Below are 14,382 nucleotides of genomic sequence, written 5' to 3'. Positions count from 1 at the left end.
GGGTTTGTATTCTTTCAGGAATTCCGGCATGACAATCTGCTGGGCGCAACCGGCCATGAATGTTCCGTGTTTATGGGGGTTAACATCAACAGCAAACGGCATTCTCTCGTACGTAACGTTGAGTTTTGTCAGAAATGAAACGCCTTTGGATCCGGCTCCCCAGATAACAGCCTTTTTCCCTGAATCGATAGTGGTTCGCATCATTTCCCTCCACACGCCCAGACGTTCAGGATATTTCGATGTGAAATGGTGAACCAAGGTTCGCATTGCGGGAAGATCATTCTCATCAGGAAGAGAAGAAGCCGTATTGGCGTTCGAAGGCTTCGCCTCGATCGTAAGATACTGATCGGTATATTCTGTTGAAAGAGAGAGGATGTCGAATCCGCATCGGCGGAACAAGCGCGCAACCGAACCCGCGCTGAAATACGAGCAGTGTTCGTAATAAATATCCCAGAATGCAGCATCGCGGAGAACATACGCGACGTTGGGAATCTGAAAGAAAACTACCGCATCCTTCCGTGTCCCGATGGATCTTCGTATCATACTGACAAATTCGTACACGGGATGAACGTGTTCGAGCGTCATCTTGCAGACGTAGAAATCACCATTCAAGAACGTGTACTTCTCGGAATACAGATCGTTGATGAATGTAACACGGTCTCTTGCCGGACTCGCGTTCCGTTCCGGAACGTAAGCAGGGTCAACTCCAACGCCGCTGTTGTTGCCCATCTCGCACAACATCATCAGGAACTCGCCCTTGCCGCAACCGATCTCGATAATGTTTTTCTCGTGCAAGTTGTATTTGTCAATGAGCCGTTGAGCTAACGATGCATGAAATTCGTTGAACGTGGGGGAAAAGCCCTGAGTCTCTTCATACAGCCGGGAGTATTCATGCAGTCCGGAATCGAACGACGTGTTGGAGATGAACCCGCACGAATTGCAGAAGCCGAGTTGTATTGTTCCCTTCGGATAGGAGAGAGCCTCTTCGCGCGTCCGCATTAACAGTACGCTATGAACAGGTACGTTTGCCGCTTCGTAGAAGATCTGCATCCCGTCAGCACAGCAAGCCGGACATCGAGAAGCGGTTATGTTGCTTTCCGTGTGCATGAATTCTTGCCCGAATATAGTGATTTTGGCGAACAATGCACGGTAGTTTCCGTCACAAACAGAAAACGACAGTCTCGCCTGTCGTTTGGAATCCTTGAGCAGGAGGAGGCTATTTCACTACCATCATTCGCCGTGAGATGGATGATCGAGGTGTGGTTAACCGGTATATGTACACGCCGCTTGTCAGGGCAGTCGCGTCGAATGTTGTGGTGTTGCGACCACGGGCAACTTTGTTATCAACGAGTAATGCGATACGTTGTCCGAGAGTATTGAAGACTTCCAGTCGTACATGACTCTCCGTCGGTACATCATACATAATGGTTGTAGATGGATTGAACGGATTGGGATAATTCTGATGCAGGGCGAATTCTTCGGGGTTGCGTGATTCATCAACTCCCGTTGTTACGCGTATGTGAACCGGATCCGTGAAATGAACGGTTCCGTCAAGATCGATTTGTTTGAGACGGTAGCTCCAGTCACCGCCAGCAACAGAGGAATCAGTGAAGCTATAGTGGCGGGGCTCAAGCGTTGTTCCGTGGCCGGGCACGAAGCTGTTCGGTAGTGTTGCGAACGGAGTTCCGTTGCCGGATTTCTGCACTTCAAAGCCGTAGTTGTTTGTCTCCGATATCGTTGACCAACTCAGCCGGATCGTATTTCCTTCCTGCAACGTCGCTGTAAAGCTCGACAGTTGCACAGGAACGGGGTCGGGTACCGGCGTAATCACAACATTACCGAATCGTGCATCGACGTGATGCGAGAGAAGAAGGACGCTTCCTTTTTGCGGGTCGCTCATGGATTGCTGTCCCTCCAATCTCCACTCGGAAGGTTCCGTGTCTCCAACCTGCCACACCTTCAGTTTGTAGCGGCCACCGACGTTCGGAATTGTCTCAACTCTCATCTTGAAATAATACGCAACACCGAATGTGAGATGGAAACCGCTGTAGTCCGTTTGCAGAACGTTGAGATTGTTCCCCACAATATTCAGCCTGACATTGGCGGGGTTCATATACTCCCAACTGTACCATCCAATAGCGCCGAGAGGGAGGTAGCCTGATTTCGGCTGCATTCCCGAAATCGGATAATCGGTATGTCCCGTCCATCTGAAAAGCAACCCGACTCCCGGTGTTTGACTGACATTGTTGAAGCCGGATGTGTCGAGACAGTAGATGGTAATCGGAACTGTTACTTCGTAGTCCGCCCATGTGGTGTCGCCGATTGCTACCAACCGGTCGTAGCCCAAGTATGTGCTGTAAATTCTTCCGCTGTCAAGAGTCCAATGCCCGTCAACAATTTGTGCAACGTTTTCGATTGACCCTGCCGTGTTCCAGTCGATAGTGTAGGGTAGCGGCCATTCCTGACCGGCTGTGTATTGGACGTTTACCGTTTCGGTTGAGATTTGATTCAGGCCGTTACGGGCTGTGATAACGATGGTGTTTGACCCGGTGTTCAACAGGCTTTTGTTGATGTCGATATTGAAGTCGCCGGCCGCGAGAAGCCGTCGCGTATCCGGCCCTTGTGAAAGCTGAATGGATGACCCGCCGTTCAGTGTGTAGGATAGATCGGTAACATCATTAGGATCAGTGACATTTCCAAGAAGGTTGATTGCTGCTTGCGGACTTCCAATCTGCCCGAAAGATTGATTCAGTCCGGACCAAATGGTAATTGCCGGGCCCGAAGCGGACGCGATGCTTGTTGGAAACAGTAAGAATAAGGCAGCGAGAATTTCTTTTATGTACAACCTCTTCTTCAGATAGTCAATCATCGCAGAGCCAATTCTTCGAGTTCCGTTTCAAAAAAAACAGCCCGCCCCGTTGAGTGACGGGGCAAGCCGCAGATGAAATCCACGCGAGCGGGACCGACGTCCTTATTTCATCAACACCATTTTCCTCACGAGAGAGGAACTTCCTGCTGTGAGCTTGTACATATACACACCGCTTGTCAATTGCGTAGCGCCGAACTCAAGCGAGTAATATCCGGCAGGCTTCACTTCGTCGAGGACGGTCGCTACCTTCTGACCGATCAGGTTGAACACCTCGAGTGTAACTCGACTCTGTTGCGGTACTTCATACGTTATGGCAGTTGACGGATTGAACGGGTTCGGGTAGTTCTGTCCGAGCGCAAGTCTTGTCGGTTTGAATTGAGGCTCGCCGACTTCCGTCAGCAGATTCGTATGAACCGGTTCCGAATAGTGGATCGTCCCGTTCAAGTCGATCTGCTGCAACCTGTAGTACCAATTGCCTGCGGCTACGCCCCTGTCGGTAAATGTATAGTACCGCGGTTCAAGCGTTGTACCATGACCCGGCACGAAGCTGTTCGGCACCGTCTGAAAACCCGTCGGGGCATCGAGAGCCTTCTGTACATTGAATCCGTAGTTATTCGTTTCGGAAATCGTCATCCAGTTGAGGACGATGTTGTCAATTCCCTGCGGAATCGCCGTGAAACTTGCCAATTGAACGGGAAGAAACGGAACGAACCGCAGATAGTCGATGAATCCCTCAAAGGCAGGGGCATGAATATCGGGGTCGCGAGGTACTTGAACCGAGTCAGAACTTGCGGCATACACTGCAATCGAATCGACGTTGATTGTGTGCATAACCGAATCGACTCGAATCCAACTTCCGCCACCATCAGTGGAGTAGTATTGTGTGAAGATGTTTTCCCAGCGGTCAAGTCGGAGAAGAAGCGGAACACAACCGCTCGGAAGATCGGGCAGCAAATGTCTTTTTTGGGCGGTGTACTGGCCGTCGTTATCAAACGTGAAGAGTAGTGCATTGATGCCGGAAGAATCGCTGAAGAATTCGGATCGGACATAGTTGTATTCATCCTGAATCGCAAGGATGCCCTGGATCTGGTACTGAAGTGTTTGAACTCCGTCGAATTTTGCAATGAGCCCGAAATCTCCCACATCCGACCCGGGAGGTCCAACGCGTTGAACAAGTCTTGGAGCCCTGTTCCCACCTTGACCGTACGAAACAGGATCGCGTGAAAGCCCGGCTGGGATGCTGATGTTTGCATGTGTTCCGGTCATCGTCAATGTGCAGCCTCCCCGCGGATCCACGAATGTCCAGAACGTATCCAAAACAGCGCCGTCAAACTCGCTCGATCGAATTCCCTGTCCCTGTGCCGAATGAGTGAATGCCATTACCAGCACAGCGAATAAGGTCAAGGACGAAAGTACTCCTTGTTTCATAATTTGCCCTCCCAGGCTACGAATAATACATGCATATGGTAACTTCCCGGTAACCCTTATGTCCGGTTATCGGCTTTTTGCGCGAAATCCTTAGTCACTTCATCGTACTCAACTACAGTGGGTTCAGGGAGAGGAATGATGAACTTCCCGCCTTGTTCCGCATACTTGCGCAGTTGCTGCATTATTTCCCTGCCGAAATTCCATGCCAGAATAAGAACGTAGTCCGGCATTCTCTCCATGATCTCCGATGGCGGCACAATGGGAATTCTGTTCCCTCCCATATATTTGTTGTGCTTGACAGGGCTGAGGTCGGCAATGAAATCGAGATGGGACCTGTCAATCCCTGCGTAGGCCATCATGGTGGTTGCTTTTGCGGCGGCCCCGTATCCTGCAATACTGGATCCGGCAGACTTGAGTATTGAAAGCATTTTCCGGAGTTCGTCCCGGACATTCTGCGCCTTTGCAACGAAATCCTGATAGAACTCAAGCCCGTTCACTTTTCGCTCGCGCTCGAACGCAAGCACATCGGAAACCGATTGCCCGACATTCTCCCGCAATTCCACAAAAAGCCTCAGCGAGCCGCCATGTATAGCAGTTCGCTCCAGTTCATTGAGAAATAGCGAATGGCGACGGAACAAGTTGTCGAGTGCCGTTACCGAGAAGTAGCATAGGTGTTGATGGTAGATTGTATCGAATTCCACATGATCAACGAGATCGACAACATAGGGAACTTCGATCACCGCAATTCCTGTATCCTTCAGAACAATCCGAATTCCGTCAACGAAGCCATTCAAATCGGGAACATGTGCAAGAACATTATTCGCGAGAAAGACATCCGCGCGCTTGCCGTATCGGGCCAATTCTTGTGCAAGAGAACGGCAAAAGAACGTCTTGAGTGTACAAATTCCTCTTCGTTGTGCTATTGTTGCAGGGCCTTCCGCAGGGTCAATGCCCATCACCTGAATTCCTGCGTCCGAGAATGTCCTTAGCATGTAGCCGTCGTTGCTGGCAGCCTCAATCACAAGATTGCTACTATCCAGATTTCGTGATGCAATGATGCGATATGCGCTGTCGCGGAAATGCTGCAACAACGAAGGGGAAACAGACGAGTAATAAGGATAGTTACGGCAGAAGAGGATTTCGGGCGAGACGACCTGTGTTATCAGGACAAGGGCGCAGGCCGGGCAAAACACCAGCTTGAGTTCCGCCAGTAGTTCAGGCTTGTCCAGATCTTCCTTGCGGATCAGTGCATCTGCAAGCGGAGTTTCGCCAAAGTCGATGATCGGGAACAGATTGCTGTTGCCGCACGCAAGACACCGTGTTAATTCGCGTATCATTGTCTCAGACTGTGACAAGCTGTTCATACTTCCATCTCAGCGATTCGTCCAGCATCCCGGTGTTGATGAGATGATTGATATGATCGATCCGCTTGAATCTCGGACCTTCAAAATCTTCAAGTTTCAAGCCGATGTTCTTGTATGCGATGTAAAGTTGTTCAACGCCTTTGCGTGCGTTCCATAACGGAATGAATTCCGGAATCGCATCCTTGATCTTGGATCCGTCGACGCGGTAGTTGCGCAAGTCCGGCCCGCCGCCTGACGCGTATTCGATTTTGCAGTTCGGCACAATCTCGCGTACGATTTCAGCCAACTCGCGTACTCGATAATTTTCTTCAGTGCGGCAGATATTGAACGCCTGATTGTACACACTGTGTAGAGGAGCCTGAAGCACGGCAACGAAAGCCCGGGCAATATCCTCAACGTGAACAATCGGGCGCCATGGCGTTCCATCGCTTTTGATGAACACCTTTCCGGTTGTGCATGCCCAGGCAACAAGATTGTTCAGAACAAGGTCAAACCGCAGGCGGGGAGAGATGCCGTACGCAGTTGCATTGCGGAGAAACGTAGGGCTGAACGCGGCGTCGGCAAGTTGAGCGACATCCTCCTCAACGAGGACTTTTGATCGGCCGTAGGGAGTAACAGGATTCGCGGGAGATGTCTCATCGAGAAAATGCCCGTCGCTTGCCCCGTAGTTGCTGCACGATGATGAGAAAATGAAGCGAGCCACCCCCGCCTCTTTTGCGATCTCTGCAAAACGAACCGAAGCCCGGTGATTGATCTCGAGAGTCAACTCCGGATTCAAATCACCCAACGGGTCATTTGAGAGAGCCGCAAGGTGGATGATTGCTTCATATCCATCGAGATCCTCCGGCTGGATGTCTCGCACATCCTTCAGCAACTCGGGAATTACACGAATCCCGTTACAGAACGTGCAACGCCTGAACAGGTTGCTGTCAAGGCCGGCAACTTCATGTCCCTGCTCGAGAAGCTTTGGAACGAGTACTGTTCCGATGTAGCCGAGATGTCCTGTCACGAGTACTCGCATCAGAAGTCTACCCTAATCATTCCAGATCTTCCACGGGGCTTCGTTACGTCGCCAGAGTTCATCCAGCATTCTCTTATCACGCAGGGTATCCATGCACTGCCAGAACGATTCGTGCTTGTAGGCCATGAGCTGGCCGTCGGCTGCAAGCCGTTTCATCGGTTCTCCTTCCCATGGAGTGTCGTCTCCGTGAATATAGTCGAAGATGCCGGGCTCGAGGACGAAGAACGCTCCGTTGATCCAGCCTTCGGATGTTTGCGGCTTTTCCTCGAACGAGGAAACCCGGCTGCCCTCGAACTGAAGATGACCAAACCGCGCAGGAGGTCGAACGGCAGTCAACGTTGCAAGTTTGCCGTGACTTTTGTGAAAATCGATGAGCTTGTTCAGATTCACGTCGGAGACGCCGTCGCCCCACGTGAGCATGAATGTTCCGTCGCCGAAATACGGCGCCAGACGTTTAATCCGTCCGCCGGTCAGCGTGGCGATTCCGGTGTCAACGAGGTCAACGTTCCAGTCGGGCCGGTACCCTCCACCGGTTTCGACATGCCGTGTCCGGACGTTGACTTTGAGGTTTCCGGTGAGAGAGGCGTAATCAACTATGTACTTTTTGATCTGCTCGCCTTTGTAGCCAAGGGCTATCACAAAATCGCTGAACCCGTAGGACGAGTAGTGCATCATAATGTGCCACAAAATCGGCCTGCCGCCGATCTCCACCATTGGTTTGGGCTTTATTTCGGTTTCTTCGGCAAGCCTGCTCCCGACTCCGCCTGCGAGGATACCCACTTTCATCAATAGATTTCCTCTTTTTCGTGTACGGTTTTTGCGGGCTTGTACTGCGAATACGTTGCGAGGGAGAATTTTGCATTCTCTTGCTTCACGATCCGCCCCCACCGGGCGGGTTGTGTGTAAGTCTGGGCATAAAACAGAAGCAGATACCACACACACATGAACCGCTCCCCGAAGGAGAGATGTACTCGATAAATGGACCGGATGTACTCGACGAATCGTTGCAGCCTTGTGAAGCGTCCTGTTGAGGAGGGGTCAAACCATGCGGCAATTTCCTTCTTTGACTTACATGCAAATGTCGACACATGCGGATGATAGCGCCGGAGAAAGAGCCGTTCGGGTACTTCTGCAATCTCGCCTAACAACGCGAGTTCGCCTAACAACACTCTGTCCGACGATTCGTACGGGCCGATGCCCGGTGTTCTTCTCAGGGCACTCAACCGCATAAGGCCGAACACGGGATTGCAGTCCAACGGAGTTTTCGTAAATGCTTTGTAGCGTCGCGAGGGCGTTTTCCAGCGAAGATTGTATAGATCCTCGAACCGATCATTTATCACGTTGCCGGATTCATTGATGATAATCGTTTTGGGATACGCCAGCACTACCTCGGGATATGTTTCGAGAACATCGACACATCGTTGAATGAACGTTGGCCTGCAGAGATCGTCGTGCGATGCCCACTTGAAGTACGTTCCCGTTGCGCGCTCAACTGTGGCGTTGTAGTTTCTTGCAGCCCCGGCGTTTGTCTTGTTCCGAACATATCGGACGCGGTTATCCAACGCTGCAAACGCCCTGCAAATCGCCTGCGTGCCGTCAGTCGACGCATTGTCGGAAATGATCAATTCGAAATGGGAATACGTTTGCGAGAGGATAGACTCGATGGCGGATGCAAGAAACTCCTCCCCGTTATGCACCGGCAGTCCGATACTGACTAAAGGCAGGGGAGATTGAATGTTCATATCCGTTGTTTTGCAAGTACGTGATGAGACGAGTCCCTCTCATCAATATATCGGCAAAAACATGGCATTACTTGACATGCATCAAGTGAGACCGTGAGCGGACATCGTGTCCGTGTGATGAGATGTGTGATTGTTTCTGCGGGAGAACGCTTAGAAGGGGCTATAAAATGGGTCGGGAGAATACAAACTTGCCTTCTTTGCGGAGGATCGTCGAAACTCGTGTTGCGCGCGGCGAAGCACAGAAGGAAACTTGCATTCTCCCTATTTTATTTTAAAGAACTGAATTCTGTTTGCCCGAACGGCTCTCTCTCAGTTCAGCAGTAATCGAAGGCCTGCAGTGAACCTTATTGCAGCGAGGGATGAAAGAGTCAGACCAAACGTACGAAATCCACAAACGATGTTCGTGACGTATGCCACGCAAAACATAATTTTCTTCTTGAAACGTGCCACCCAAATGAGTAGATTTGGTTCGGATTTTTGGAGAGCTGGCAGAACGGCTATTGCACCGGTCTTGAAAACCGGCGCCCGCAAGGGCTTCGAGGTTCGAATCCTCGGCTCTCCGCAACACGACGGAAGTTGCGCCATCAACTGTTCGAGGTTTTGAGCCGGAGGCTCATCCGCAATCAAAGAAGTTTCCCCTCAATCTTCCGCCTTATCTCAAATCCGGTTTTAATTACCTTTCTTGAGAGTTGGATTTAATCATCGTTCTTGCAAACAACACCCACGCGATTTCTTATGGCACGCCCTCTACTGTTCTGGTTCATCTCATTAATAATTACTCTTGCCGCCGCTTACTACCAACGGACTACCGGCCCGACGTATCCTCTTTCGGGAAAGGTGGTTGTTGACGGCCTCTCGGTTACATACAACTTGTTACGAAGTCACGGCGGGGATGGCAACGCCCTCGTGAGTATACCTGTGCCTGATGAATCAATTTCCGGAGTGTTACACTGGAAGCGGTTCAAGACAAAGGACGAATGGACCGAGGTGGAGATGACAAGAAGGGCGAATGAACTCGTTGCGGAACTTCCGCATCAGCCTCCGGCGGGCAAACTCGAATACAAGGTGCATCTGACGAAAGGCAGGGAACAAACACAGATGCCTTCATCCGGTACTGTAGTAATCCGATTCAAGGGGGATGTGCCGGCTGGCGCTCTTATCCCGCACGTCATAGCAATGTTTGCAGCTATGCTGTTTTCGAACCGGGCAGGTATTGAAATCTTCAACAGCAAGCCAAATCTGAAGGGTCTTACGATCTGGACGCTCGGCCTGATGACGGTCGGGGGGATGATACTTGGCCCGATAGTGCAGAAGTATGCTTTCGGTGAGTACTGGACGGGCATCCCTTTCGGCACCGATCTCACGGACAACAAAACGCTGATTGCGTTTGTAGCGTGGATCGTTGCTGCAATAGCGCTGTTCAAATCCAACCAACCAAAGACTTGGGTATTCGCGGCGGCGATGATAACGCTGATTGTCTTTCTGATCCCGCACAGCCTCTTCGGCTCGGAGTTGGACTACGGAGAATTGCCCGAATAGTCACTTTCCGATTGCCTGAACCACGATCGTCCGCTCTCGAGGGCGGTTGTCGTGATCTACCAACACAATTTGCTGCCATGTTCCCAGCATCATTCTTCCGTTCATAAAGGGGATCGTTATCGAGCAGCCCATCATCGCCGCCCGAACATGCGAGTGCCCGTTGCCGTCGTGCCACGTATCATTGTGATGGTAGCAGTGGTTTTTGGGTGCAAGCTTGTCGAGGGCTTCGGGAATGTCCTTTCTCAAGCCGGGCTCGAATTCCGTTGTGGCAATCGAGGCTGTCGAGCCGACCACGAAAACCGTGACGCTTCCTTCCTGCATCTTGTGACGGGAAAGGATGTTGTCAACATGCTGCGTAATGTCGAGCACTTCCGAGCCGCCTTTCGTGGGGACGGAGAATTGTCCGGTTTTGATTTCCATTTTATCCTCTGGAGTGTTGTGTTTCTCCGTCAAGATAGAACAGAATTACCCGCTTTTCAATCCTGGTTCTTGCAATTCAATCCGGTTAGCGATTAATTAGTGCAGGTATCATCTCTCCTGAGGGGAATTCATCAGTTTCACGCAATATGGTCCATTTGCTGAGGCATAGGTCTGCAAACGAAGCCTTGCGGCCGTATGTTGGTCGCGCACACAGGTCGAGCAGGATCAGCAGTATCAGCAGTATCCTGCTTGCTTCTGTTCTCTTGATTGTTGCCTTGCCGACACTTTCCTTTCCGCAGCAACTCGCCCTCAGAACATACACCAGAGCGACGGGCCTTCCCAGCAACTACATTTTCTCATTGTATCAGGATCGGGACGGGTTCATGTGGTTCGGCACTGATCGCGGCGTTTCGGTGTACGACGGGCATCATTTCCGGAACTACTCCACGTTCGACGGACTCCCGGCGAATCTGATATACAGCATTCATCAATCTTCGGACGGAACGATGTGGTTCGGTACCTACAAGGGAGGGGCGTGCAGTTTCGACGGGAGGCAATTCCGGACATATTCAACGCAACACGGCCTTCCCGATTCTGTTATTCCGAGAATTACAGAAGATAAGTTCGGGAGAATTTATCTTCAAAGTCACAGTGGCGTGAGCGTTCTCTTTAGAGACAGTATTTCCGTGGCAAGTGAACGTTCATCGGTTGATGCCGGCCTTCTCTTTCAGCATGATGGCGCTATCTACTGTGTCGGTAGAGGAACGCTAACCCGCATTACACCGACGAACGATCATCATATTGCATCACATACAATTGAACTCCCTCCTCAAACTACCCGCTATTCTGGCCAAAACGCATCAAGTGTTCTCGTTCGTGAAGGCGGCGAGGTATGGTTGGGCGGACTCAATGCAATTGCCGTGCTTGAGATAGAAGACAAAGGGGCATCCGTTCGATTGAAAAAAACAATCACGCTCCCCGGCTCACTTCCAACTGTGTACGGCATGTCCGAAGAAAATGACTCGACAATCTGGGCTGCAACGCGAATCGGGCTTTTTCGAATCGCCGGCGATTCGATACGATTGTACAAGAAAGAAGAGGGAATTGATCCTGAATTTCTGCAATCAATGTTTCGCGATCATGAAGGCTCGTTGTGGCTTGGAACGTTCGGGGGTGGCGCAAAAAGGCTTTCGCACGATCATATCAGTTTCTTTACAATTGAATCGGGACTTCCAACGGCAAACATCTCCGCTGTGTTTTGTGATTCGAAACAGAACGTCTGGCTCGGAGGCAACCGCTTCCTGGGAATGCTGGATCGCGACGGAAGGCTTTCGCTGCGCAACAGTTCATTCGCCGAAGTCCGGGCCGTTGCCGAAAACCCCCAAGGCAAGATACTTGTGGGGACTTTTGAGTTTCTCTACGGGCCTTCCGAACGTGATGGGTTTCGAAGAACCCTTCGACGCGAGGATGGGGTAAGAGTCGGAGGTGGAGTTTCAACTATCTATTTTGACTCAGCCGGGGGCCGATGGAGCGGTTCGTACGGGTCGGGAACGTATCACACGATCAATGGCCGGACGCGCCTTCTCGATGAAGCCGACGGGATGCCCTCGCAGATGATTGAGGGAATTGTTCCGGGCTACAACTCGCTTTGGTTCCTTTCCCGCGACAACGGCGCCTCGCGTCTGCGTGATGGCGTATTTGAAAAGTTTTCCGTGGAGCAGGGACTTCCCTCTCACGAGATCTATTCGGTGTTTGAGGAGGAGGAAACGATCTGGTTCGGTACCGGAAAAGGTCTGGCGCGAATGCACAAAGGAAGAGCCGCTGTGATTAATGAAAAATTCGGGTTGCAGGGCAACTCGGTCTTGTGGATAGGGAAGGTCAAAGGGGTGCCCGATGCGCTCTGGATACTGACGGAAAGATCGCTTCACCAGCTCCGCGCCGGCGAGTTGATTTCCTTCGGTTCGTCAATGTTGCGGCCCACTCCTGCCGCCAGCATCACGCAAGCCGACTATCGCCTTTCCGATAATTCGCTGTGGATCGCAACGACCGGCGGCGTTTCAAAGATCGATCTTGACCAACTCGAACAGAACACGGTTCCGCCCCGTGTCCGAATCACAGGATTGCTGAATGACACGTTGCGGGTGTTCTTTCATATGCCTACGCGGGAACTTCCGAATCCTCAACCGGTAGATCTTGAACATTTTCAGAACAACATCAGCATCAGTTTCGCAGGGTTGAGCTATTTGGATGAGGAAGATGTTCGCTATCGTTTCAAGCTTGAACCCCTTGAAGAAGATTGGTCGCGGCTGACAAGAGACCGGGAGGTTCATTACCGCAATCTGAATGATGGTAACTACACGTTCTCCGTTCTCGCAATCAACGGCAATAATGTCGTCTCGGCTGTGCCTGCGACCATCTCGTTTACTATTCTGCCTCCCTTTTGGGAGCGGTGGTGGTTCATTGCTTCCATGGTTCTTGTTGTGGCAGGAGCTTTTGGAGGAATTGTCCGGTATGTTTCGGTCAGAAAGTTGAGAAAGAAGGTGGACGAATTGGAACGTGAGCGGGCAATTCAGGCAGAACGCGAGAGAATTTCCAGAGATCTGCATGATCACGTAGGGGCCCAGCTGGTGAATATTATTTCGGGGCTTGATCTTGTTGGGAAATACTCGCCGCCCGCGGAAACCCGTGCACAACGTCTGCTGAAGGCTCTGCAACAAGATGCCCGTTCAAGTATGCTGCAACTCCGTGAAACAATCTGGGCAATGAAAACCGAGTCAATGACGCTCGACCGGTTTGCTGCACAGGTCGAAGCGTACTCACGCAGACAGATGGAATTGCAGGATGCGACAGAATTGAGTGTTGAGTTCTCAAGCAATCCCGCCATCGAATTGACCCCGACACAGGCTCTCAATTGCTTCCGCTTTGTGCAGGAAGCACTGACGAACTGTGTGAAGCATGCGCGTGCATCGCTGATATCGGTGACATTGTCTTCCCCCGGTTCCGACAGAATTTGCATTTCAGTGAAGGATAATGGTGTTGGCATGCGACGGGCGGCAGGTAGTGAACTGGAAGGGAACGGCGTAACCAACATGCGCAGGCGTGCGGAAGAATTGGGCGGCTTGTTATGGCTTGAGTCGAGCGGACGCGGCACGGAAGTGAAATTCGAAATCCCCGTTCGAATTCCTGATGCAGATGTTGCACAGTAAACAAGTCGTATCGGAAATACCGCCTTTGGGGTATTGAAGGTTTTTTGATGAATAGGCAACTTCAATCACCATGAATATCATAAAAGTCGCATTCGTTGAGGATAATTCATCCTTGCGGAAACGCTTTGAAGAACAGTTCGAGTTCTTCGAAGACATCAAGCTTGTTGCAACATACGCATCGGGGGAAGGGGCGCTCTCGGGATTACGCAAATTGCCTCCCAGCCAGATTCCTGACATCATCCTAATGGATATTGAACTTCCCGGCATGAGCGGCATCGAAACAACAATCGCTGCAAGGGAACTCTTCCCCGAAGCAGAAATCATGATGTTCACAGTGTTCGAAGACGAAGTGAAAATCTTTCAGGCAATTCAGGCAGGCGCGGCGGGATATCTTCTGAAAGATGACCCTATCGAGAAGGTTGTTGATGCCGTCAGGGAGTTGCACGCTGGAGGTGCCCCTATGTCGCAATCCATTGCCCGTACAGTGCTTTCATTTCTTCGCGAGAAATCTGTCGGCAATTCAAAAGTAAGCCTTCCCGTTCCGCCGCCGGTTGAATTCGATCTTTCCGAACGTGAACTTGAATTGCTGCAGGGACTCGTTCATGGCGAAACGTACCAGACCCTTGCAAAGAAACTCTTCATCTCGCCTCATACCGTCAAAACCCACATCAAGAATATCTACAAGAAGCTGCACGTACATTCACGGGCGCTGGCTGTCCGGGTGGCGCTTGACCGCGGGCTGGTGTAGCCGGAATCGAGAAAGCATAACGCAGCCTTCCCGTGTTGTGTGACG

Annotated in this window: 11 protein-coding genes and 1 tRNA gene; 4 read left to right on the top strand and 8 right to left on the bottom strand. The window is 51.2% G+C overall.

Annotated features, from left to right (window positions below; translation table 11 throughout):
• From KF749_04275 to KF749_04245, 7 genes are all read right to left on the bottom strand, one after another.
• On the bottom strand, positions 1-1,050 hold a 1,050-nt coding region (locus KF749_04275), incomplete at its 3' end, for a methyltransferase domain-containing protein (GenBank protein ID MBX2990369.1).
• A gap of 166 nt (positions 1,051-1,216) precedes the next feature.
• Positions 1,217-2,869, bottom strand: coding sequence for a T9SS type A sorting domain-containing protein (locus KF749_04270; protein ID MBX2990368.1), 1,653 nt, complete (start codon positions 2,867-2,869; stop codon positions 1,217-1,219).
• 102 nt (positions 2,870-2,971) lie between these two features.
• Positions 2,972-4,297 (bottom strand): T9SS type A sorting domain-containing protein, encoded by a 1,326-nt coding sequence (locus KF749_04265; GenBank protein MBX2990367.1) that lies wholly within the window; start codon positions 4,295-4,297, stop codon positions 2,972-2,974.
• A 56-nt stretch (positions 4,298-4,353) separates the two neighbouring features.
• Positions 4,354-5,634, bottom strand: coding sequence for a class I SAM-dependent methyltransferase (locus tag KF749_04260; GenBank protein MBX2990366.1), 1,281 nt, complete (start codon positions 5,632-5,634; stop codon positions 4,354-4,356).
• 4 nt (positions 5,635-5,638) lie between these two features.
• Positions 5,639-6,682 (bottom strand): NAD(P)-dependent oxidoreductase, encoded by a 1,044-nt coding sequence (locus tag KF749_04255; GenBank protein MBX2990365.1) that lies wholly within the window; start codon positions 6,680-6,682, stop codon positions 5,639-5,641.
• A gap of 12 nt (positions 6,683-6,694) precedes the next feature.
• Positions 6,695-7,468, bottom strand: coding sequence for a glucose-1-phosphate cytidylyltransferase (gene rfbF, locus KF749_04250; protein MBX2990364.1), 774 nt, complete (start codon positions 7,466-7,468; stop codon positions 6,695-6,697).
• Positions 7,468-8,424 carry a glycosyltransferase family 2 protein gene (locus tag KF749_04245; protein ID MBX2990363.1) on the bottom strand — a complete coding sequence of 319 codons (957 nt, stop codon included), beginning with the start codon at positions 8,422-8,424 and terminating at the stop codon, positions 7,468-7,470. Before KF749_04245 ends, rfbF begins: the two co-directional genes overlap by 1 nt.
• Before the next feature lie 479 nt (positions 8,425-8,903).
• Here KF749_04245 and KF749_04240 point away from each other — a divergent pair.
• Together KF749_04240 and KF749_04235 are read left to right on the top strand one after the other, a co-directional pair.
• Positions 8,904-8,986: transfer RNA gene (locus tag KF749_04240), tRNA-Ser, on the top strand.
• 173 nt (positions 8,987-9,159) lie between these two features.
• A complete protein-coding gene (locus tag KF749_04235) occupies positions 9,160-9,963 on the top strand; it encodes a hypothetical protein (GenBank protein MBX2990362.1) in 804 nt (267 codons plus the stop codon).
• Here the strand turns inward: KF749_04235 and KF749_04230 are convergent, their stop codons facing one another.
• A complete protein-coding gene (locus tag KF749_04230) occupies positions 9,964-10,383 on the bottom strand; it encodes a secondary thiamine-phosphate synthase enzyme YjbQ (protein ID MBX2990361.1) in 420 nt (139 codons plus the stop codon).
• A gap of 146 nt (positions 10,384-10,529) precedes the next feature.
• Here KF749_04230 and KF749_04225 point away from each other — a divergent pair, with 146 nt between their 5' ends.
• Entirely contained in the window at positions 10,530-13,589 is a 3,060-nt protein-coding gene (locus tag KF749_04225) for a hypothetical protein (protein ID MBX2990360.1), read from the top strand.
• A gap of 70 nt (positions 13,590-13,659) precedes the next feature.
• Positions 13,660-14,337, top strand: coding sequence for a response regulator transcription factor (locus tag KF749_04220; protein MBX2990359.1), 678 nt, complete (start codon positions 13,660-13,662; stop codon positions 14,335-14,337).
• Positions 14,338-14,382: the final 45 nt, after the last annotated feature.

The sequence above is a fragment of the Bacteroidota bacterium genome, from assembly GCA_019637975.1.
GTDB lineage: Bacteria > Bacteroidota > Ignavibacteria > UBA10030 > UBA6906 > CAADGV01.
Note: the sequence above shows the minus strand (reverse complement) of the source record. Positions and strands in the feature narration are given on the sequence as shown.